At 65.1% G+C, this 19,025-nt stretch carries 22 protein-coding genes and 1 riboswitch; of the genes, 13 read left to right on the plus strand and 9 right to left on the minus strand.

Annotated features, from left to right (window positions below; genetic code table 11):
- Positions 1 to 15 precede the first annotated feature (15 nt).
- Positions 16 to 843, plus strand: coding sequence for a nucleotidyltransferase domain-containing protein (locus XI09_RS33595; RefSeq protein WP_271570685.1), 828 nt, complete (start codon positions 16 to 18; stop codon positions 841 to 843).
- 16 nt (positions 844 to 859) lie between these two features.
- The gene (locus XI09_RS33600; protein ID WP_271570686.1) at positions 860 to 1,075 is read left to right on the plus strand and encodes an enoyl-CoA hydratase-related protein; all 216 of its coding nucleotides are present in this window, start codon (positions 860 to 862) and stop codon (positions 1,073 to 1,075) included.
- Between the two features lie 74 nt (positions 1,076 to 1,149).
- Here the strand turns inward: XI09_RS33600 and XI09_RS33605 are convergent, their stop codons facing one another.
- Entirely contained in the window at positions 1,150 to 1,785 is a 636-nt protein-coding gene (locus XI09_RS33605; protein WP_271570687.1) for a hypothetical protein, read from the minus strand.
- A gap of 262 nt (positions 1,786 to 2,047) precedes the next feature.
- A complete protein-coding gene (locus XI09_RS33610) occupies positions 2,048 to 4,783 on the minus strand; it encodes an autotransporter outer membrane beta-barrel domain-containing protein (RefSeq protein WP_271570688.1) in 2,736 nt (911 codons plus the stop codon).
- On the opposite strand from XI09_RS33610, the gene XI09_RS33615 reads away from it, so the two are divergent.
- Positions 4,767 to 5,123: a hypothetical protein gene (locus tag XI09_RS33615; RefSeq protein ID WP_271570689.1), complete on the plus strand. Its 357-nt coding sequence runs from the start codon at positions 4,767 to 4,769 to the stop codon at positions 5,121 to 5,123. The genes XI09_RS33610 and XI09_RS33615 overlap by 17 nt on opposite strands.
- A gap of 13 nt (positions 5,124 to 5,136) precedes the next feature.
- Here the strand turns inward: XI09_RS33615 and XI09_RS33620 are convergent, their stop codons facing one another.
- The gene (locus XI09_RS33620; RefSeq protein ID WP_271570690.1) at positions 5,137 to 6,000 is read right to left on the minus strand and encodes a DUF1194 domain-containing protein; all 864 of its coding nucleotides are present in this window, start codon (positions 5,998 to 6,000) and stop codon (positions 5,137 to 5,139) included.
- Positions 6,001 to 6,312: 312 nt separating this feature from the next.
- Positions 6,313 to 6,390: riboswitch (Fluoride riboswitch) on the plus strand.
- Positions 6,391 to 6,531: 141 nt separating this feature from the next.
- Between XI09_RS33620 and XI09_RS33625 the strand changes: the two genes are divergently transcribed.
- The 6 genes from XI09_RS33625 (at position 6,532) to XI09_RS33650 (ending at position 10,122) form a co-directional block, all read left to right on the plus strand.
- Positions 6,532 to 7,740, plus strand: a complete 1,209-nt coding sequence (locus tag XI09_RS33625) for an MFS transporter (RefSeq protein ID WP_271570691.1) — start codon at positions 6,532 to 6,534, stop codon at positions 7,738 to 7,740.
- Between the two features lie 19 nt (positions 7,741 to 7,759).
- Positions 7,760 to 8,149 (plus strand): fluoride efflux transporter CrcB, encoded by a 390-nt coding sequence (gene crcB / locus XI09_RS33630; RefSeq protein ID WP_442869636.1) that lies wholly within the window; start codon positions 7,760 to 7,762, stop codon positions 8,147 to 8,149.
- Positions 8,150 to 8,155: 6 nt separating this feature from the next.
- The gene (crcB, locus tag XI09_RS33635) at positions 8,156 to 8,584 is read left to right on the plus strand and encodes a fluoride efflux transporter CrcB (protein ID WP_092188504.1); all 429 of its coding nucleotides are present in this window, start codon (positions 8,156 to 8,158) and stop codon (positions 8,582 to 8,584) included.
- 2 nt (positions 8,585 to 8,586) lie between these two features.
- Positions 8,587 to 8,928: a DUF190 domain-containing protein gene (locus tag XI09_RS33640; protein ID WP_271570692.1), complete on the plus strand. Its 342-nt coding sequence runs from the start codon at positions 8,587 to 8,589 to the stop codon at positions 8,926 to 8,928.
- A gap of 44 nt (positions 8,929 to 8,972) precedes the next feature.
- Positions 8,973 to 9,278: an ATP-dependent Clp protease adapter ClpS gene (gene clpS, locus XI09_RS33645; protein WP_092188508.1), complete on the plus strand. Its 306-nt coding sequence runs from the start codon at positions 8,973 to 8,975 to the stop codon at positions 9,276 to 9,278.
- Between the two features lie 79 nt (positions 9,279 to 9,357).
- Positions 9,358 to 10,122 (plus strand): hypothetical protein, encoded by a 765-nt coding sequence (locus XI09_RS33650; protein ID WP_271570693.1) that lies wholly within the window; start codon positions 9,358 to 9,360, stop codon positions 10,120 to 10,122.
- 18 nt (positions 10,123 to 10,140) lie between these two features.
- Here the strand turns inward: XI09_RS33650 and XI09_RS33655 are convergent, their stop codons facing one another.
- From XI09_RS33655 to fabI, 4 genes are all read right to left on the minus strand, one after another.
- Complete coding sequence (locus tag XI09_RS33655) at positions 10,141 to 11,331, minus strand: adenylate/guanylate cyclase domain-containing protein (protein WP_271570694.1); 1,191 nt, start codon at positions 11,329 to 11,331, stop codon at positions 10,141 to 10,143.
- Positions 11,332 to 11,411: 80 nt separating this feature from the next.
- Positions 11,412 to 12,500 (minus strand): chorismate synthase, encoded by a 1,089-nt coding sequence (gene aroC, locus XI09_RS33660; protein ID WP_271570695.1) that lies wholly within the window; start codon positions 12,498 to 12,500, stop codon positions 11,412 to 11,414.
- Positions 12,501 to 12,707: 207 nt separating this feature from the next.
- Positions 12,708 to 13,307 carry a histidine phosphatase family protein gene (locus tag XI09_RS33665; protein WP_271570696.1) on the minus strand — a complete coding sequence of 200 codons (600 nt, stop codon included), beginning with the start codon at positions 13,305 to 13,307 and terminating at the stop codon, positions 12,708 to 12,710.
- A gap of 12 nt (positions 13,308 to 13,319) precedes the next feature.
- Positions 13,320 to 14,135 (minus strand): enoyl-ACP reductase FabI, encoded by an 816-nt coding sequence (gene fabI / locus XI09_RS33670; protein ID WP_011085415.1) that lies wholly within the window; start codon positions 14,133 to 14,135, stop codon positions 13,320 to 13,322.
- A gap of 172 nt (positions 14,136 to 14,307) precedes the next feature.
- Here fabI and XI09_RS33675 point away from each other — a divergent pair, with 172 nt between their 5' ends.
- A complete protein-coding gene (locus tag XI09_RS33675) occupies positions 14,308 to 14,796 on the plus strand; it encodes a sigma-70 family RNA polymerase sigma factor (protein ID WP_011085414.1) in 489 nt (162 codons plus the stop codon).
- A 106-nt stretch (positions 14,797 to 14,902) separates the two neighbouring features.
- Positions 14,903 to 15,673: an anti-sigma factor family protein gene (locus XI09_RS33680; RefSeq protein WP_271570697.1), complete on the plus strand. Its 771-nt coding sequence runs from the start codon at positions 14,903 to 14,905 to the stop codon at positions 15,671 to 15,673.
- A 324-nt stretch (positions 15,674 to 15,997) separates the two neighbouring features.
- On the opposite strand, the gene XI09_RS33685 is transcribed toward XI09_RS33680, so the two are convergent.
- On the minus strand, positions 15,998 to 16,963 hold the full coding sequence (locus XI09_RS33685) for a J domain-containing protein (protein ID WP_271570698.1): 966 nt from the start codon (positions 16,961 to 16,963) through the stop codon (positions 15,998 to 16,000).
- A gap of 110 nt (positions 16,964 to 17,073) precedes the next feature.
- Positions 17,074 to 17,481, minus strand: coding sequence for an RT0821/Lpp0805 family surface protein (locus XI09_RS33690; RefSeq protein WP_271570699.1), 408 nt, complete (start codon positions 17,479 to 17,481; stop codon positions 17,074 to 17,076).
- A 113-nt stretch (positions 17,482 to 17,594) separates the two neighbouring features.
- Between XI09_RS33690 and pdxH the strand changes: the two genes are divergently transcribed.
- A complete protein-coding gene (gene pdxH / locus XI09_RS33695) occupies positions 17,595 to 18,236 on the plus strand; it encodes a pyridoxamine 5'-phosphate oxidase (protein ID WP_271570700.1) in 642 nt (213 codons plus the stop codon).
- Positions 18,237 to 18,257: 21 nt separating this feature from the next.
- Positions 18,258 to 19,010: an SDR family NAD(P)-dependent oxidoreductase gene (locus tag XI09_RS33700; RefSeq protein ID WP_271570701.1), complete on the plus strand. Its 753-nt coding sequence runs from the start codon at positions 18,258 to 18,260 to the stop codon at positions 19,008 to 19,010.
- Positions 19,011 to 19,025: the final 15 nt, after the last annotated feature.

Genomic DNA, 19,025 nt, shown 5'->3' on the forward strand with positions numbered 1-19,025 from the left:
GCAAGCCGCCAGTCCATGCCGAACGATCCGCTGCTCACGCGCCTGACATCCGCCTTTGCCGGAGTACCGGGCGTCGAGGCTGTCGTTCTCGGCGGCTCGCGTGCGCGGGGCAGCAAGCACGCTGCGTCGGACTACGATATCGGCCTCTATTTCAAGACGGCAATTGCGCTGGATACCGAACGGCTGCTGGCCGCCGCAAAGGAGATCGCCGACGATCCCGCCGCCACGGCCGTGACGCCGGTCGGCGAATGGGGCCCGTGGATCGTCGGCGGCGCCTGGCTGTCGGTGGAAGGCCGCAAGGTCGATCTGCTCTACCGCAACGCCGACCTCGTCGAGGCGGTGATGGAATCCTGCCGCGCCGGCGTCGTCACCATGGACTACCAGCCTGGTCATCCGCACGGCTTCTGCTCGGCGATCTGGATGGGCGAGATCGCCTATTGCCGGCCACTGCACGATCCGCAGGCGCTAGTCGCCCGGCTGAAATCGATTGCGCTGCGCTATCCGCCGCCGCTGCGTGCGGCGTTGATCCGGCGCTTTCAGTGGGAAATCTCGTTTGGTATCGAGAATGCGGAGCTTGCGGTGGCGCGCGGCGAGCAGACCCATGTCGCCGGATGCCTCTACAGGTCGCTCGCCTGCATCGCGCAGGTCCTGTTCGCGCTGAACGAACGGTATCTCGTCAACGAAAAGGGCGCGCTCCAGGAGGCGGCCGGCCTCCCGCTGACGATCCCGCATCTGGTGCAGCAGGCAAACGAGGTCTGGCGGCTGATCGGCGCCGGCGCCTTGGCGCCAGCTTGCGAAGCTTTGCGCGGGATCGACCGACAGCTGAAGGTGCTGACATCTTGAAAGCATGGAGAACCCGGTGACATCCGACAATCCCGTCACTTACGAACGCGCAGGCAACATCGCCCGCATCACGCTGCGCCGCCCGCCCGTCAACGCGCTGAGCCTCGAGGTCATCCGGGCGGTGGTCGCGGCGCTCCGCCGCGCCGCCGACGATCAGGATGCGCGCGTGGTCGTGCTGGCGAGCGCGATTTCTGCAACGTCGCGACGTCGGACGAGGCGCAGGAGGGCCTGAGGGCGTTCGTGGAGAAGCGGGCACCGAAATGGTGAGGACGGCCGGCCGCCGTGCGGGTCGGGAACGCGATGCGTTCAGGCGGTCTTGTCGACCGAAGACGATGAATCGGCCGGTGGATATTTCGTCACCGGCACCATGAAGGACTTGGTGCCGACCTGGTAGATGACCTTGCCGTTCTTCCCGTCATCGGTCGCAATCTGCGCCTGCCCAAACATGATGACGTTCTTGTAGACGATGCCGGTGCCCTGGCGGGTGATGCCGTCGGTGGTGACGCTGACCTGCGCTTCGTTGCCATTGACGGCGAGCACCTTGAAGCTCGCGCTCTTGCCGTTGTCGCTGGAATAGCCGCCCCAGCTTCCCATGAGACGGCTGTCGGAGGCCGGCGGCGCCTGCTTCTCGAGATTGGCGGTCTGCTTGCCGCTGCCACCCGCGGAGAACAGGAGCACCATGTTCTTGCCGTCCTTGGTGCCGACCGTGACCCCGCCGAAGGTGATAAGCGAGCCACTGACCTCGCCAAAGCCGCGCTCGGTATGCCCGTTATGGGTATATTCGACCTGCGCCCGGGCACCGCGGATGTTCACGACCTTGAAGCCGACCGGCTGGTTGTTGCCCACCCAATTGCCCTTCCAGTCGCCGACCAGAGCGCTCTGGTGAAAGATGCGCTCGTTCGCGGGCGAAATCTGGCTGGTGCTCGATGTGACGATGGCCATTGGATTGCCCGGCGGACAGGTCTTGCGAATCCGCTGCCGTATGCGCCGGACAGCAATGTCGGAACAGACCTAGAAGCAAACAGAAACAATCCGATTAGGGCCATGCGGCGGTTAACGGTCGGTTAAATTCAACCGCAAGGCGCGATGGGGCAAATGGCCTCATCCCAGGCAGGCTCCGCCTATCCCGCCCGGCGACGCAAGGCATCGTCCGGAGACGCGCGTTCCGCGCTCATCGCCATGAGGGTCTCATGACGCAGCAAGACTAGAAGGCGAGCCTGAGCCCGCCGCGCCCGCCATACACCACGCTCGAGTCCGACGCCTTCAGGTAGTCGCCGGAGACGAAGAAGCTGGCGCCGCCGCGGCTGAGCTCGAGGCCGCCCCCGCCCAGGACGCCCCAGATCGTGCTGGCGCCCGGTGTTGCGAACGGAATGGCCTGGCCGAGCAGCGTGGCGTTCACCGTCGCATCGCCGATCCGCTGCGCGCCGAGCACGCCGACGCGGAGGTTGCCGGTGATCACCGCAAAATCGGCGCTGCGGATCGTTCCCGATAATTTCAGCTCAGCGCGCTCCTCGAGCTCCGACAGCCGACGTCCGCCCACTGTCAGGTCCGCCGTCGAACCGCTCTCGCTGTAGCCGGCGAGGTTGCCGGCGAGATAGCGGACGCGTCCCACCGGGGTCAGCCGCCACGTCGTGTCGCCCATCTCGCCCAGCTCGATGTGACGCCCGAGACCCAGTTCGGGGATCGCGTAGAAGCCGGCGTAGTCACCCAGGGAAGTCTCGATCCCGGTCGGCGCCAGATTGTTGCTGACCACGCGGGAGCTATGTCCGGACAAATGGCCGAGCTGGATCATCATGTCGAGGAAGGTTTCGCCGAACGTGCCGCGGACGAAGGCGCCGCCGAACGCGACATCCGAGCTGACGCCGCTGAGATTGAGATCCTCCGTGCTCCGCATGGCGCCGGCGCCGACGAAGGCACCGAGACGAAAGAACGGATTGGCCTGCCAGTCCCCGCCGATGAAACCGCCCTGGAAGCGATTGACCGTATGGAGCAGCGGGCCTGTCGCCGATTGATCTCGCTCGCCGGCGAAGCCTCGCGCCCACAGGCTCACTCCGACGCCATAGACGGCGGTCGGCCCCTGCGGCGTCATCACCGCCGCGAAGGCTTCGCGCGCGGCCTGCGCAGGTCTGTCCGCCGTGGCATAGCCCATCGCCGGTCTTGCAGCGGGCGGAGGCGGCTCCGCCAGCGGCAGCGCCGATGTCACCGCCGCGGAGAACGCCAGGATGTTGCGGTCGGTCGCCGCGAAGGGCGTGGGATCGACCGTAACGATCCGCGATCCCTGCACGATGTAAGGCGTCGCCGAGGTGACGGTCACGCCTGCGAGCGAGTTGAACGTGTAGTTGAAGTTGCCGCCGCGGAAATCCACCCGATCCGCGCCGCCGCCGAGATCGATGCGGCCGATGATCCGGGAGCCGGCGAACGACGTGAGCGTATCGGCCGCAGGGCTCAGGGAAATCGCCAGGCTGCCGGTATCCGCGCCCGCGATCAGGCCGGCATTGCTGATATCGGCTCTTAACGCATAGATCGCTGAAGCGCCGGGATTGCTGACCGACACCGTGCCGGTGTTGAAGAGCGTGAGATCGACGGTCGTGATCGCGATGTACTTTCCCGTGATCGTTCCGGAATTATTGATCGCGGCGGTCCCGGCATCGATCGCAACCGAGTTGGAGAGGATCGAGCCGGAATTGTCGATGGTCGCCGAGTTCACCGAAATGGCGGAGACGCTTCCGGAGACGGTGCCGCTATTGATGAGCTTGACGCTGGAAAACGAGGCGATGCCATAGAAGCCGCCGGAAATGCTGCCGCTGTTGGTGATGTCGCCGGCGCCGGTCAGGTTGATGGCCCGCAAATTCCCGATGATCGAGCCGGAGTTGACGATGGTCGCGCTCGCGGCACTGAGGCCGTCGGAGCTGCCGCGCACCAAGCCTGAATTCGTCAGCGTCAGGCTGCCGCCGAGATCGATACCGGGGCCACCGTTGGCGCTGATGGAGCCGGAGTTGGCGATGGTGGCCATGGCACCGTGAACACCTGACGTCACGCCGTTGACGGATCCGGAATTGGTCAGGGTGAGGGCCGTGACATCGATCGCCGCCGCCGTGGCTGCGGTGATCGAGCCCGAGTTGGTGATGGCGGCGGTCGGTGCGACGATCGCCGTCGTCTGCCCGCTGATCGCGCCCGAATTGACGAGCGCGAGATTGACGAATGCATCGATGGCGGTGCCGCCGGTGCCGCTGATCGTGCCCGAATTGGCGATATTGCCAACGCTGGTGAAAATGCCGAACTGGCCCGAAACGCTGCCGGAATTATCGAGGTTCAAGGTGAAGCCGGAGGTCGCGATGCCGATGCCGGCGCCACTGATCGTGCCGCGATTGGAGATCGTTGCGCCCGCGGAATCGACGGCGGTGCCACCGGACAGGATCGTGCCGCTATTGTCGATCGTCACGCCGTTCGCCGACAAGGCGGCATTGTTGCCGTACACCATGCCGCTGTTGGTGAGCTTGACGGTGGAAAACGATAGAATGCCGTAGTTGCCGGAAATGTTGCCGCTGTTGGTGATGTCGCCAAAGCCGCTCAGGCTGATCGCCCGGTTGGACGTGCCGACAATCGAGCCGGAGTTGGCGATGGTCGCAGTCGTCGCGCTGACGCCGTTCTGGCTGCCATGCACGGATCCGGAATTGGTCAACGTCAGGCTTCCGCTAAGATCGATGGCGGTGCCTCCGCTCGCGAAGATCAGGGCGGAATTGGTGATCGTGGCCGTGGCGCCGAGAACGCCCGACGTGACGCCGCTGACGGTGCCGCGGTTCAGCAGGCCGCCCGTATTGAAGGTGATGCTCGCAGCGCCTGCCGTGACAGTGGCGCCGGTTTCCACGGTGACGTTCAAGTTGGTGAAGCCGGCACCGCCGTAGCCACCCGCCGTCACTCCAGTGCAGACGGCCGACACGTCGTTTCCGGCAACGGGCGTGCATGCGGCGTCGGCCCGTGCCGTCAGCAGCATCGAGACGGAAGCGCAGGCGGCGGCAATCGCCACACAGCGTGTTGCTACGGCGCCAATTTTCGAAGCCATGTGTGCTGGGAATGATGCGGCAATAGCGTGTGCGGGATGGGAAACGAAAAGCAACCAACGCTCAACGTTTATGTTGCTTTGCAACGGCCGGCAATCGAGTTGGAACCTGCTCGAACGCGGCTCGTCCGTGCTGTGGCTAATCTGCCACAAAGCCGACCGCGACATTGCGCGTCATCGCGCGATCGACGCCACGAGAAACGGCAGCGACCATTGGTGACGTTCCAGGCCGCTTAGCGTCCCCAGCGGTCCGACCAGATCTTCTCGCCGATCATGCAGCTGACGCGCGGCTCCTTGTCCGCAACGCGCATCACGGGACGCTCCGGCGTGCGGCCTGCGACCTCCATCAGGAGCTTGGTGCGGATCGCTTCCTTGAACTTCTCGCGGTCCTTGATCGTGATGACGAAGGAGCCGGGACCGCCGATGACGCAATCCTCGTAGTAGTAGTCGAGATTGTCGATATCCATGGTCGAATAGGACGGCTCCTTGACCATGATCGGCAGGCCGTTGATGACGATGCCTTTCTCGAGCGCGGCGTCGCGCGCCACCGTGACGGGGCCGCCATTGTTGTTGGGACCGTCGCCGGAGATGTCGATGACGCGGCGCAAGCCCCGATAAGGATCCTCGTCGAACAGCGGCATCGCGAACGTGATCGCGCCGGAGATCGAGGTGCGCGAGGCGCGCCGGATCGGCGTCTTCAGGATTTCGGCGGCGACCGCATCCGCGGTCTCCGGTCCGTCGATCAGCCGCCAGGGAATGATGATCTTCTGGTCGCTGGAAGCAGCCCACTCGAAATAGGTCACCGAGATCCGGCCGTTCGGACCGAGCTTCAGCGCCTGCAAGAACTCCTTCGACTGGATCGCCTGCGCATAGCCTTCGCGCTGGATCGCGAGCTCGTCCATGTCCATGGAGTAGGAGACATCGACCGCAAGGATCAATTCGACATCGACCGTCTGCGCGTCCCTGTCGGCCGCCAGCCGCTGCGGTCGATCTTTGGACTGCTCAAATTTAGGTCCTGGTGCAGCGAAGCCCGCAACATCCCCCCCGGCGAGCACGCCGGCCACCAGCACAGCCCCGATCGAGAACAGCAAGCGCATCGCGGCCTCCCGTCGTATGACGCGATGGTGACATGCAATCGCCTTGCCGCAAAGTGCGAAGATCGCTTGCGCTTCACATTCAAGTTAGGAATTTGCGTCGTTGCGGCGACTTGCCGTCGTTTGGCCGTAGCGATGACGTCGGAACGCGCGCTCACCAGCCCCGTCATTCCGGAGCTCGCGAAGCTCCAGCGCGCCCTTCCGTCCGGGAATCTCGAGATTCCGGGTTCGATACTGCGCATCGCCCCGGAATGACGACTCGTGGGACGGAACGTCCCGCCCACTTGTCCGGCGCGATTTCCATGCTAGGCTGGCCGCACAGATGGGGATGGAGTCCCCCGACAACCGCCCGGCGGTCGGTGACCGTGATGGGCTGATGACTCCTGCTTGAGGTGGGGCAATTTTTTGAGCCTCTGCCTTTGGCGGGAGCATGGATAAACCCGCCAATGGCGGGTTTTTTGTTGCCTGAAGACGAAGACCGGGAGAGGGCCAGGACGTGAAGTCCAAGGGGAAGTCGAAGGGGAAATCCAAGGCGTGACGACGACGACACCGAATGCTGCGCGTGCCGGGCTGCCCAGAGGAATCTGGGTGCTGGGCTTCGTCTCGATGCTGATGGACGTCTCCTCCGAGATGATCCACGCGCTGCTGCCGGTCTATCTCGTCACCGTGCTCGGCGCCTCGACGCTCACGGTCGGCTTCATCGAGGGAATTGCGGAGGCGACGGCCTCGATCACCAAGATCTTCTCCGGCGCGCTGTCGGACTGGCTCGGCCGCCGCAAGCTGCTTGCCGCGCTCGGCTATGGGCTGGCCGCCTTCACCAAACCGCTGTTCCCGCTCGCGCCGAGCGTCGAATGGCTGGTGGCCGCGCGCTTCATCGACCGGGTCGGCAAGGGCATCCGCGGCGCGCCGCGCGATGCGCTGATCGCCGATATCGCCCCCATCGGCCTGCGCGGCGCGAGCTTTGGCCTGCGCCAGTCGCTCGACACCATCGGTGCCTTCGTCGGACCGCTCGCGGCGATCGGCCTGATGTGGTGGACGACAGACAATTTTGCCGCCGTGTTCTGGGTCGCCGTGCTGCCGGCCTTCTTGTCCTTGGGACTGATCGCCTTTGCCGTGAGCGAGCCGGAGCCGGACCAGAGTCGGGAGCCTGCGAAAAATCCGCTCAATCTCGCCGCGATGCGGCAGCTTGGAGCGGTCTACTGGCGCGTCGTGGCGGTCGGCGTCGTCTTCACGCTCGCGCGCTTCAGCGAAGCCTTCCTGATCCTGCGCGCGCAGAACATCGGCCTCAATGCGATGTGGGTGCCGGCGGTGCTGGTGCTGATGAACATCGTCTACGCGCTGTCGGCCTATCCGGCCGGCATGTTGTCGGACCGCATCAACCGGACCGGCCTGCTTGCGCTCGGCCTCCTCTTCCTCTGCGGCGCCGACCTCGCACTCGCGCTGCTGCCGAACCTCGGCGGCCTGGCGCTCGGCGTCGTGTTGTGGGGGCTGCATATGGGATTGACGCAAGGCCTGCTCTCGGCCCTCGTCGCCGACGCCGCGCCGCCAAGCCTGCGCGGCACCGCATTCGGCTATTTCAACCTGTTCACGGGCCTGGCACTGCTGGCCGCGAGCGTGATCGCAGGTGCGCTGTGGGACGCCTATGGTCCGGCCGGCACGTTCCTGGCAGGGCTCGGCTTCGCACTGGTGTCGCTCGTGGGGCTGCTCGCCGTCGGCAACGGGCTGGCAGCGGAGGGCAAATGATGACGGGGAGCTGTTCGTCGTGTTGAGCGGGGTGCTTGCCATTATGATCGGCAGCGTGCTGGGCGGCTGTGCGCGCTATTTCATCTCCGGCGCGATCGCGCGGCGGCTGGGCGAGACGTTTCCGTGGGGCACCATGACCATCAACGTCACCGGCGCCTTCCTGATCGGCATTTTTGGCGCGCTGGCAACCCATCCCGGCTCGATGCTCGCCTCGCCCAATCCATGGCTGTTCGCAGTGACCGGTTTCCTCGGCTGCTACACCACGGTGTCCTCGTTCAGCCTGCAAACGCTGACGCTCGCCCGCAACGGCGAGCCCATGCATGCGCTCGGCAACGTCGCCCTCTCGGTCGGACTGTGCCTCGCCGCCGTCAGCTGCGGCTTCCTCCTCGCTGACGGTCTTGGAGGGTAAAGGCCGATGAACGCTCCCTCCTCCGCCGAGCGCTGGCGCAGCGCGATGCTCTATGCCTGGGTTTCCGCCGGCAGCGTCGTCGGTGGCCTGACGCGCTATCTGGTCGGACTCGCGCTCGATACCGGACCAGGCTTTCCCTTCGCGACACTGTTCATCAATGCCACCGGCTCGCTGATCATCGGCTTCTATGCGACGCTGACCGGCCCGGACGGCCGCATGCTGGCACGGCCCGAGCACCGGCAGTTCGTCATGACCGGGTTCTGCGGCGGTTACACCACCTTCTCGGCCTTCAGCCTGGAAACCTTCCGCCTGGTCCATGGCGGCATGAAATACACCGCGCTGGCCTATGTCGCGTCCTCCGTCGTCTGCTGGCTGGTGTCGGTCTGGCTCGGCCATATGATGGCGAGCCGCTACAACCGCTTGAAAAGGAGCTGACCATGCAAATTCCCAGTCAGGCTGTTTCGCTCCGCATCTTCATCGGCGAGAGCGACCATTTCGACGGCAAGCCGCTCTATGAAGCGATCGTGATGAAGGCGCGCGAGCTGCACCTCGCCGGCGCCACCGTGCTGCGCGGTCCGATGGGGTTCGGCAAGTCGAGCCGGCTGCACACCTCGAAAATCCTGCGGCTCTCGGAAGACCTGCCGCTGCTGATCGAGATCGTCGACAGCGAGGACAACATCAACGCATTCCTGCCCATCCTGGATGGCATGATGTCGAGCGGGCTGATCACCTTGGAGAAGGTGCGGGTCCTGCAATATGGTGCGAAAGCCGCGAGCTGATCGCTCCGGCAGGGAACCCGAGCCCGCCGTGTCCAGGAGGCGGAATGAACGACGCCGTCACCAAGCCGAAAACCAGGACCAAGACCAAGGTCGAGCGGCCGAAGCTGCACAAAGTCATCCTGATCAACGATGACTATACGCCGCGTGAATTCGTCACGATGATCCTCAAGGCCGAGTTCCGCATGACGGAGGATCAGGCCTACAAGGTGATGATCACGGCGCACAAGCTGGGCGCCTGCGTGGTTGCCGTGTTCACCAAGGACGTCGCCGAGACCAAGGCTACGCGCGCCACCGACGCCGGCCGCGCCAAGGGCTATCCGCTGCTGTTCACGACCGAGCCGGAGGAATAACGGCGCCGTCTGTTCGCTTCGGGTCAATTTTACCGATCCGCACTACCGCAGGTTCAATCTCCTGTGTCACCACGGTGCGATGACAGTCGCACTGCGCAAACAGCTCGAACTCAAGCCGGCCCGCCACGAGACCTCGTTCGGTCCGTTCAAGCTCCTGCATGCCCTGCCCTGGCTGATCCTGGCGGCGGCGATGCGGGTAATCGCCTTCGGCGGCGGCGCTGTGGCGCTGCCAGCAATCATCATTTCCAACGTTTCGGTGCTGCTTGCCTTCTTCGCGACGGCGCAACAGTCGATCGAGGCAGCCAGCGGCCAGTCCTCGCTCGGTACGCTGACGTTCGGCGAGCAGTTCAAGCTCTCCTTCTCGATCCTGTGGCGGATCGCCCTCGTGATGATCGTAGCCGCGCTCAGCACCGCGGCGACCGGCCATGAGGCTTTCGCGCCTCATCTGATGGCGGGCCTTGACGGCATGGCGTTCGACCAGTTCACCCATCCGGGGCGATTCTGGAGCGCATGGATTGCCGCCCTCGTGCTGCTCATGATCGTCCGCGCCGAGCGCGATGACGGCAAGATCGCATTGTTTGCCGCGATGGGCGAATTCGCGCGGCGCGGGTTGTGGCTCGGCGGCGCCGTAGTCGTGCTCGGCATCTTCGACGTCGCCCTCGCCTATGGACAGGAAGCCGTGCGCAGCGCGATCTGGAATTTCTGGCAGACCTCATCGGCGACGCAGTTCACCAAGAATCTGATCTATTTCGTCTTCATCTTCAGCTTCGCCATGCTGCGGCTGTGGATCACCTTGAGGGTCCTGACCTTCGGCCTGAAGCGGTCCTATGTGCGCGAAAGCTAACGCCGACGGCACCATCCGCTAGGCCATCACCACCGGCGTTTCTTCGGCCAGTCCATACACGCGCTGTGCCTTGGAAAATCCCGCGATCGGAAATTCGCCGAGCTCATGCCAGTCGTGGCGGCAGACATTGGCAAAGCCTTCCGAGGCCACGACGGTCCGTCCCAGCCGACCCGTGATCTTCTCAAGCCTCGCGGCAAGGTTGACGGCAGGACCGATGCAGGTGAAATCGAGGCGGTTGCCACCGCCGATATTGCCGTAGAGGATGTTACCGACGTGGAGGGCGACGCCGAAGCGGAAGCGTTCGACGATATCGCCGACCGGAAAGGCGAGCGCCTCGACGCTGGCGCGGGATTCGCGCGCGGCCTCCAGCACGCGCGCGCAGACATGCGCGGCATCGCCGACATACTCGTCGATCGGGAACACCGCGAGCAGCCCGTCGCCCATGAACTTCAGTACCTCGCCGCCATGGCCCCGGATCGCGGTGACCTGGCAGTCGAAATATTGGTTGAGGATCTCGACCACAGTCTCGGCCGGCAGCCGGTCCGACAACGCAGTGAAGCCGCGCAGATCCGAGAGCCAGATCGCGGCCTGCATGGTGTCGTTGTGGCCGCGGCGGATCTGGCCGCCGAGGATGCGCGCGCCGGCGCGGTTGCCGACATAGGTGTCGAGCAGCATTTCGGCGGTACGGCGCAGGCTGATGATCTCGCTGACGCGCGCGAGCGGCGTCACGATGGTCCGGATTGCCGCAATGTCGTCGTCGCTGAAGCCGCCTGGACGGCGCGTGACCCAGCTCGTCGCGTGGATCGAGCCGTCGAGATACGGCATCGGCATCGCGAGGTAGTCGGTCACGCCTTCGGCGCGCATGTCGTCGAGGAACGGAAACCGCTTGCTGTCCGGATCGTCCATCCGTCCCCGGACCTCCAACCCCTTCTCGAACACGATGCGAAGCGGGCTGCGAGCGAATTCGGGCGTGTCCAATATTTCGAAATCGACGGTGCCGATTTCGACCTCCTGGCCCTCCCGCCAGATGAAGTTGCGGCCGAAGATTTCGGGATGCAGCGTGCGGATGAAGATGCCGAACCGCCACAGCGGCAGGCCAGCCTCGACCAGATGTTCGCAGACGTCGGCGATCATCTCGGCCGGAGTTCCCGACGACCTCGCGCCGTCGATCAGCCAGTTGGTGATGCGCTGGAGCTCGGAACTTTCCATGAGCGCATTTGCCGACGAAGTTGTAGCGCCGTCAAGCTGCGCGGTGGGCTAGTACCGCGACACGAACGCCTCACCCTGCTCTAGCGTCCCACCTGCCCGCGGTCTCGGATGAAGTGATCCGCCAGCACGCAGGCCATCATGGCTTCGCCGACGGGGACGGCGCGGATGCCGACGCAGGGGTCGTGGCGGCCCTTGGTGAAGATCTCGGTATCAGTGCCCTTGCGATCCACGGTGAGACGCGGCTGGAGGATCGAGGAGGTCGGCTTCACGGCAAAACGCACCACCACCGGCTGCCCCGTGGAGATGCCGCCCAGCACGCCGCCGGCATGGTTGGACAGGAAGCGCGTGCCGTCATTGCCGGTACGCATCTCGTCGGCGTTCTCTTCGCCGGTGAGCTCGGCCGCGCCAAAGCCGGCGCCGATCTCGACGCCCTTCACGGCATTGATGGTCATCATCGCACCCGCCAGATCGGAATCGAGCTTGGCGTAGATCGGCGCGCCGAGACCCGCCGGCACGCCTTCGGCGACGATCTCGAGCACCGCGCCGATCGAGGAGCCGCTCTTGCGGATGCCATCGAGATAGGTTTCGAAGAACGCGGCCTTGTCCTTGTCCGGACAGAAGAACGGATTCCTGGCGACCTCGTCCCAGTCCCACTTCTCGCGATCGATCTTGTGCGGGCCGATCTGCACCAGCGCGCCGCGCACCTTGATGTCGGGCAGCACCTTTCGCGCGATCGCACCGGCGGCAACCCGCGTCGCGGTCTCGCGCGCCGAGGAGCGCCCGCCGCCGCGATAGTCGCGCAGGCCGTATTTGGCCTCATAGGTGAAGTCGGCGTGACCGGGCCGAAACTTGTCCTTGATCTCGGAATAGTCCTTGGAGCGCTGATCGGTGTTCTCGATCAGGAGCCCGATCGGCGTGCCCGTCGTCACCTGCACGCCGGTCTCCGGATGCGCCATCACCCCGGACAGGATCTTCACCTGATCCGGCTCCTGGCGCTGGGTGGTGAAGCGTGACTGGCCGGGCCGGCGGCGATCGAGATCGCCCTGGATGTCGGCCTCGGTGAGCGGGATCATCGGCGGGCAGCCGTCGACCACGCAGCCGATCGCCACCCCATGGCTCTCGCCGAAGGTGGTGACGCGGAACATGTGGCCGAAGGTGTTGAAGGACATGCCGAACTGCCGCCTAACGTTGACAAGCAACGTCTATGATGAATGTCAACGTGACGTAACGCGATCTGAATGGGGGGTCAAATGGTCCCCGCAATCGTCATGGCCGGGCTTGTCCCGGCCATCCACGTTCTCGGGCGCCGCAAGCAAGAAAGTCCGTGGATGCCCGGGACAAGCCCGGGCATGACGGCAGAGAGCGTGGCGCTGGCCCTAACTATACTTCTCCAGCCGCCCGTCCCGGAACACGTAAACGGCGCCCTGCTCGATATAGAGCTCGGCGGAGCTGGCCGGCGTCTCGATACCGAGCGAAACCATCAGGGCCCGGCAGGTCCCGCCATGGGCAACCGCGACCGTGTCGGTCCGGAGCTGATCGTACCAGGCCCGCACGCGGACCTGCACATCGGCGTAGGTCTCCCCGCCTGCGGGGCCCACCGTCCATTTGTCGGCGAGGCGCCTGGCGTAGATTTCGGGATCGGCGGCCTCGCTCTCGGCCAGCGTCAGTCCCTCCCAGACGCCGTAGCCGATCTCGCGCAGGCGATCGTCGAGCGAATAGTCGGCCACGGGCAATTCGAGCTTGCCGCGCGCAAGTTCCATGGTCATGCGCGCGCGGCCGAGCGGACTCGACACATAGGGCAGCGCCGCCTTGTCGCGGCCGTCGCGCTTGAACAGATCGGCGAGAATGCCGCCGGCCTGCATGGCCTGGCTGCGCCCGCGCGCGTTCAGCGGAACGTCCTTGGCCCCCTGAAGCCGCCCGAGCGCATTCCACTCGGTCTCGCCGTGGCGAAGATAGTAGATCGTGGGCACGGGCATTGCCGGTAAGCGTTAGTCCTTCCCGCCGAGCGAAATGTCCGGCGCGTCCGGGCGCTTCATGCCCAGCACGTGGTAACCGGAATCGACGTGATGCACCTCGCCGGTGACGCCGCGCGAGAGGTCGGAGAGGAAATACAGCGCGCTGCCGCCGACGTCCTCGGTGGAGACGTTGCGCCGCAACGGCGCGTTGTGCTCGTTCCACTTCAGGATATAGCGGAAGTCGCCGATTCCGGAGGCCGCGAGCGTCTTGATCGGCCCGGCCGAGATCGCGTTGACGCGGATGTTCTTCTCGCCGAGGTCGGCGGCGAGATAGCGCACGCTTGCCTCCAGCGCCGCCTTCGCCACGCCCATCACGTTGTAATGCGGCATCCACTTCTCGGCGCCGTAATAGGAGAGCGTGATGAGCGAACCGCCGTCGGTCATCAGCTTCTCGGCGCGCTGTGCGACGGCGGTGAACGAGTAGCAGGAGATCAGCATCGACTTGGAAAAATTCTCCTGCGTGGTGTCGACGTAGCGGCCATCGAGCTGCTCGCCATAGGCGATCGCGTGCACCAGGAAGTCGATCTTGCCCCACTTCTCCTTCAGCACCGCGAAGGCGGCGTCGATGGTCGCAGCGTCCGTGACGTCGCAATGGCCGAGCACGAGTCCACCGATCTCGGCGGCGAGCGGCTCGACGCGCTTCTTGAGTGCATCGCCCTGGTAGGTGAAGGCGAGCTCGGCGCCGGCGGCGTGGCATGCCTTGGCGATGCCCCAGGCGATCGAGCGGTTGTTGGCAACGCCGAGGACCACCCCGCGCTTGCCTTGCATCAGACCTGAATTCTGCGCCATTTTTGAACGTCCCGTCGAGCTCTCGTTGAGGTCTGGAGGTACACCAGCCCTCCTTCGCGGTACAGTCCTAATACGCGGCGTTAACGCTGTTTCGAGCGCCGGAATAGCCGTTCCGTTCGGGTGTTATGATGGGTAAGGCGCTCGCGCCGAACACCAGGACGTCAAGACGGCAATGAGTGCGTTTCGCCAGAGTGTGGAAGCCATGATCCCGGCGTTGCGCCGCTACGCCCGCGCGCTCACGCGCGATGCGGATGCGGCCGACGATCTGGTGCAGGATACGTTGGTGCGCGCACTGCGTTCGGAGCGCCTGTTTCTCGGAGGCGACGTCAGGAGCTGGCTGTATACGATCCTGACCAACCTCAACAAGAACCGGCGGCGCTCGCTGGCAAGGCGGCCGCAATTCATGCAGCTGACGGAGAACAACCCGGATGCCAGCGGGACCGAAGCCGAGGGACGCGACATCGAGAAGGCGCTGGCAACGCTGGTCGAGGAGCAGCGCTCGGTGCTGCTCCTGGTGATGCTGGAGGGCATGAGCTACCGCGAGGTCGCCGACATCCAGGGCGTGCCGATCGGCACCGTGATGTCGCGCCTGGCACGTGCTCGCGCCCACGTTAAAGCCTCGCTGGAGGGTGAGCGCCCGGCGCTCAGGCGGGTGAAGTGATGGCAGAATTGATGCATCGCGTTGTGCCCGCCCGCAGTCTGCCGATGAGACGAGGGAAGTTGAGTCACGAAGGATATTTTGGGCCGCAGAGCCAGAGACGATCGATATGAGCGACCGCAATATTCCGATCACCGAAGACGAGCTGCACGCCTATGTCGATGGCGAGCTGCCGGCCGAGCGACGCGCCGACGTCGAGGCCTGGCTTGCCGCCCATCCTGACGATGCCGAGCGGGTGCAGTCCTGGCGCGCCATGGCCGAGATGCTGCACGCCCGCTACGATTCCGTCGCGCAGGAGCCGGTGCCGGCTCGGCTGGAGCTCGAACGGCTGGAGCGCCGCCCGCGGCAATGGCTCTATGGCGCCGCCGCGGCTGTGCTGGTTGCCTTCGTCGCCGGCGGCACCGCTGGCTGGATCGCACATGGCGCCGCCAACGCCCCCTCGACCTTCCAGAGCTTCACGGCAGACGCACTCGACGCCCACCGCCTCTATGTCGTCGAGGTCCGCCACCCCGTCGAGGTCGGCGGCAACGAGCGTGACCATCTCCAGGCCTGGCTGACCAGGCGCTGCGGCTGGACCGTGTTCGCGCCGAACCTGGAGGCGAGCGGGCTGAAGCTGGTCGGCGGCCGACTTTTGCCGGGGCCGAACGGGCCGGCGTCGTTCCTGATGTATGAGGGCGCCTCGGGCGAGCGGTACACGATCTACACCGCCAAGACCGAGAATGGTGCAACGCAGATGCGGTACGCCAGGACGGACAAGGACGGCGCGCTGTTCTGGGCCGAGCGCGGCGTCGGCTACGTCGTCAGCGGTGGCGGCGATCGCGACCGGCTGACCAAGGTGGCGCAGGCCGTGTACGATCAGGCAGAGAAAAACGGCACCTAGACAACCGCACAAGCGCGGTGCCTCGATTCCGTCATTGAAAATTTGGAATCAAGACATCGGCGCGTCTCATTATCGCACCGGATGATCACGCGAAAATGAGCAGCGTTCGATCCGCCGATCGACGCGGGCGGCCTCGATTGGGGTTTTTGGTACCGCGCTGGTCCCCCTCTCGAGGCCGCAGTTTTTATCGGCTGCCCCGCCGGACAGCCGACACGTCGAGCATACGAGCCGAGAAGCGCTATCACGCCTCAGGCGTATGATGAGCATCATCTGCAGGAAGGATGCTCTAGACCTTAGGAGAACCCCTTCAGTTCCGATCTCGCCCTAACCAAACCCGCTACGTGGATTGTAGGGGTGTTGGTCCCGCCACTTCTCCATCAATGCCTCAAGCTCGGCGTCGTTCCCGTCCGGTAGCATAATCCTGACGGTGACGAAGAGATCCCCGGTTCCGCCCGCTTTCGGCAGCCCCTTGCCCTTGAGACGGAAGGTGCGGCCGCTCGAGGTGTTTTTGGGCACCGAGAGTTCGACCGCATTCCCAAGGGTCGGCACGCGGACCTTGCTGCCGAGCACGGCCTCGTAGAGCGTGACCGGCAGGTCGATCCGCAGATCCGCGCCCTCGACCTTGAAATACGGGTGCGGTGCAATGCCGATGGTGATCAGGAGATCGCCCGGCGGGTGGCCCTGGGCGCTCTCGCCCTGACCGCGCAGCCGGATCTGCTGGCCCTCGGTGACGCCGGCCGGAATCTTGACGTTGAGCTCCTTGCCCGTCGGCAGCCGGACGCGCTTCTCGCCGCCCTTGACCGACTCCTCCAGCGACACGGACATGGCAACATTCACGTCGAGATCGAGGCCGATCCCGCCGGTGTCGAATTCGAACTGCCCGGCACCGCCGGCACCGGGCCGCGCGCCGCGCACCCCGCCGCCGAACATGCTGTTGAGGATGTCCTCGAACGCGCCCCCGCCCGGGCCACCGCCCGCGCCGCCGGAGCGGAACGTATAGCTCTCGAACCCGCCGGGACCGGCGCGGCCGCGCGGCCCGCCGCCACCCGGAAAACCCTGGAAGCGTGGCTTGCCCTCGGCGTCGATCTCACCGCGGTCGAACTGCTTGCGCTTGTCCTCGTCGCCGAGGATCTCGTTGGCCGAATTGAGCTCGGCGAAGCGCTCAGCGGCCTTCGGGTCGTCCTTGTTGCTGTCGGGATGGTGCTTCTTGGCAAGCTTGCGATAGGCGCTCTTGATCGCGGCAGCATTGGCGCTCCGCGGCACCCCCAAGACCTCATAGGGGTCGCGCATCCGTCACGTCTCCTTCAAAGAAATCGAATTGTTCAAAGGGCTCCCCGCCCCACCTGCGAACCATGTGGGAAGAGAGTGGCATTTTTGCAACTAGGATTGCCGGCCGAATCCTAGCTCCGCCACGGCTTTAGCGTATGAATCTCCCAACGGCCACGGCTGCTTTGGCAGCCGGCACCCTGGAGCCAGCTTTCGGTATTGCCGTTGACGTAGCTCGCGAGGAAATCGCGGCATTTGCGGCCGTCCTCGGCGGCATAGGATTGCGCGATCGGCGTCACCGAGCCGCGCGCCCCGGTCTCCGGATTCTCCCAGTGCTGGCTGGAATCCTTATCGCCCTTGCTCAGCACGTCGGAAGCGGCGTTGCGGGCGAAGGCAAGATCGGTCTCGGTCGGTGCCGCGTCCTTCGCCGGCCGCACGATCGAGCCGGTGAGGTCGCTGTCGTCGGCCTTGGCATAGGCGCTGGTGTCATTGCGGGAAAAGCTGCAACCGCCGGTGCCGAAGCCGATCAGGATCACCGTCATGACAAAGCCGGACGGCCGGATCGCCGATAGGCCAACGCGTCCCCATGCCCTATATAGGGCGGTAGCGGACAACAACGCGTTTTGGGCCGCGGAACGCAACTCGGACTCCAGACATGACCGACACGACCTCGATGAAACACCAGACACCCTTAACATCCGGTGATTTCACCGCCGCCGACGAGCCATTTGCGCTGTTCGAGGCGTGGCTGAACGAGGCGATCAAGAGCGAGCCGAACGATCCGAATGCCATGGCGCTCGCAACCGTCGACCCGGACGGCCTGCCGGACGTGCGCATGGTGCTGATGAAGGGCTTCGATACCGAGGGTTTTGTCTTCTACAGCCACATCGCGAGCCAGAAGGGCCGTGAACTCGCCGCAAATCCTAAGGCAGCGTTACTTTTTCACTGGAAGTCGCTGCGCCGTCAGGTCCGCATCCGCGGCAACGTGACGCCGGTGACCGACGCCGAAGCCGACGCCTATTTCGCCACCCGTCCCAAGCAGGCGCAGATCGGCGCCTGGGCGAGCAAGCAGTCCGAGGCGCTGGAGAGCCGCTTCGCCTTCGAACAGGCCATCGCAAGAGTCGCGGCCAAATACGTCATCAGCGAGGTGCCGCGGCCGCCGGGCTGGAGCGGCTGGCGCATCACGCCGGTCCGCATCGAGTTCTGGCACGATCGCCCATTCCGTCTGCACGACCGCATTGAATTTCGTCGTGACGCCGCGGGCCAGAAGTGGTCCAAGACGCGGATGTACCCTTAGGCCCCGACCTGAAAGACCTTCATGCCGCATCCGTCAAACGCACCGCGACGTACGCTGCTCCTGACCGGAGCGAGCCGCGGTATCGGCCATGCCACCGTGATCCGCTTCTCCTCGGCGGGCTGGCGCGTCATCACCTGCTCGCGGCATCCCTTTCCGGAGGACTGCCCCTGGGATGCGGGCCCTGAGGACCACATCCAGGTCGACCTCGCCGACCCCAAGGACACCACCCGCGCGATCTCCGACATCCGCAACCGCCTCGAGGGCGGCATGCTGCATGCGCTGGTCAACAACGCCGCGATCTCGCCGAAGGGCCCGGGCGGCTCACGGCTCGGCTCGGTCGACACCGACCTCGATACCTGGACGCATGTCTTCCACGTCAACTTCTTCGCGCCGATCATGATGGCGCGCGGACTGATTGAGGAATTGAAGGCGGCCAGGGGCTCGGTCGTGAACGTCACCTCGATCGCCGGCTCGCGCGTGCATCCCTTCGCAGGCGCGGCCTATGCCACCTCCAAGGCCGCGCTCGCATCCCTGACGCGCGAGATGGCCTCGGACTTCGGCCGCGTCGGCGTCCGCGTCAACGCGATCGCGCCGGGCGAGATCGATACCTCGATCCTGTCGCCCGGCACCGAGAAGATCGTGGAGCAGCAGATCCCGATGCACCGGCTCGGCACGCCCGACGAGGTCGCCAAGATCGTCTACGTGCTGTGCACGGACACCTCGTCCTACGTCAACGGCGCCGAGATCCACATCAACGGCGGCCAGCACGTCTAGGCCATCCTTTATCCT

Source organism: Bradyrhizobium sp. CCBAU 11386, assembly GCF_028128955.1.
In the GTDB taxonomy this organism is placed as follows: domain Bacteria; phylum Pseudomonadota; class Alphaproteobacteria; order Rhizobiales; family Xanthobacteraceae; genus Bradyrhizobium.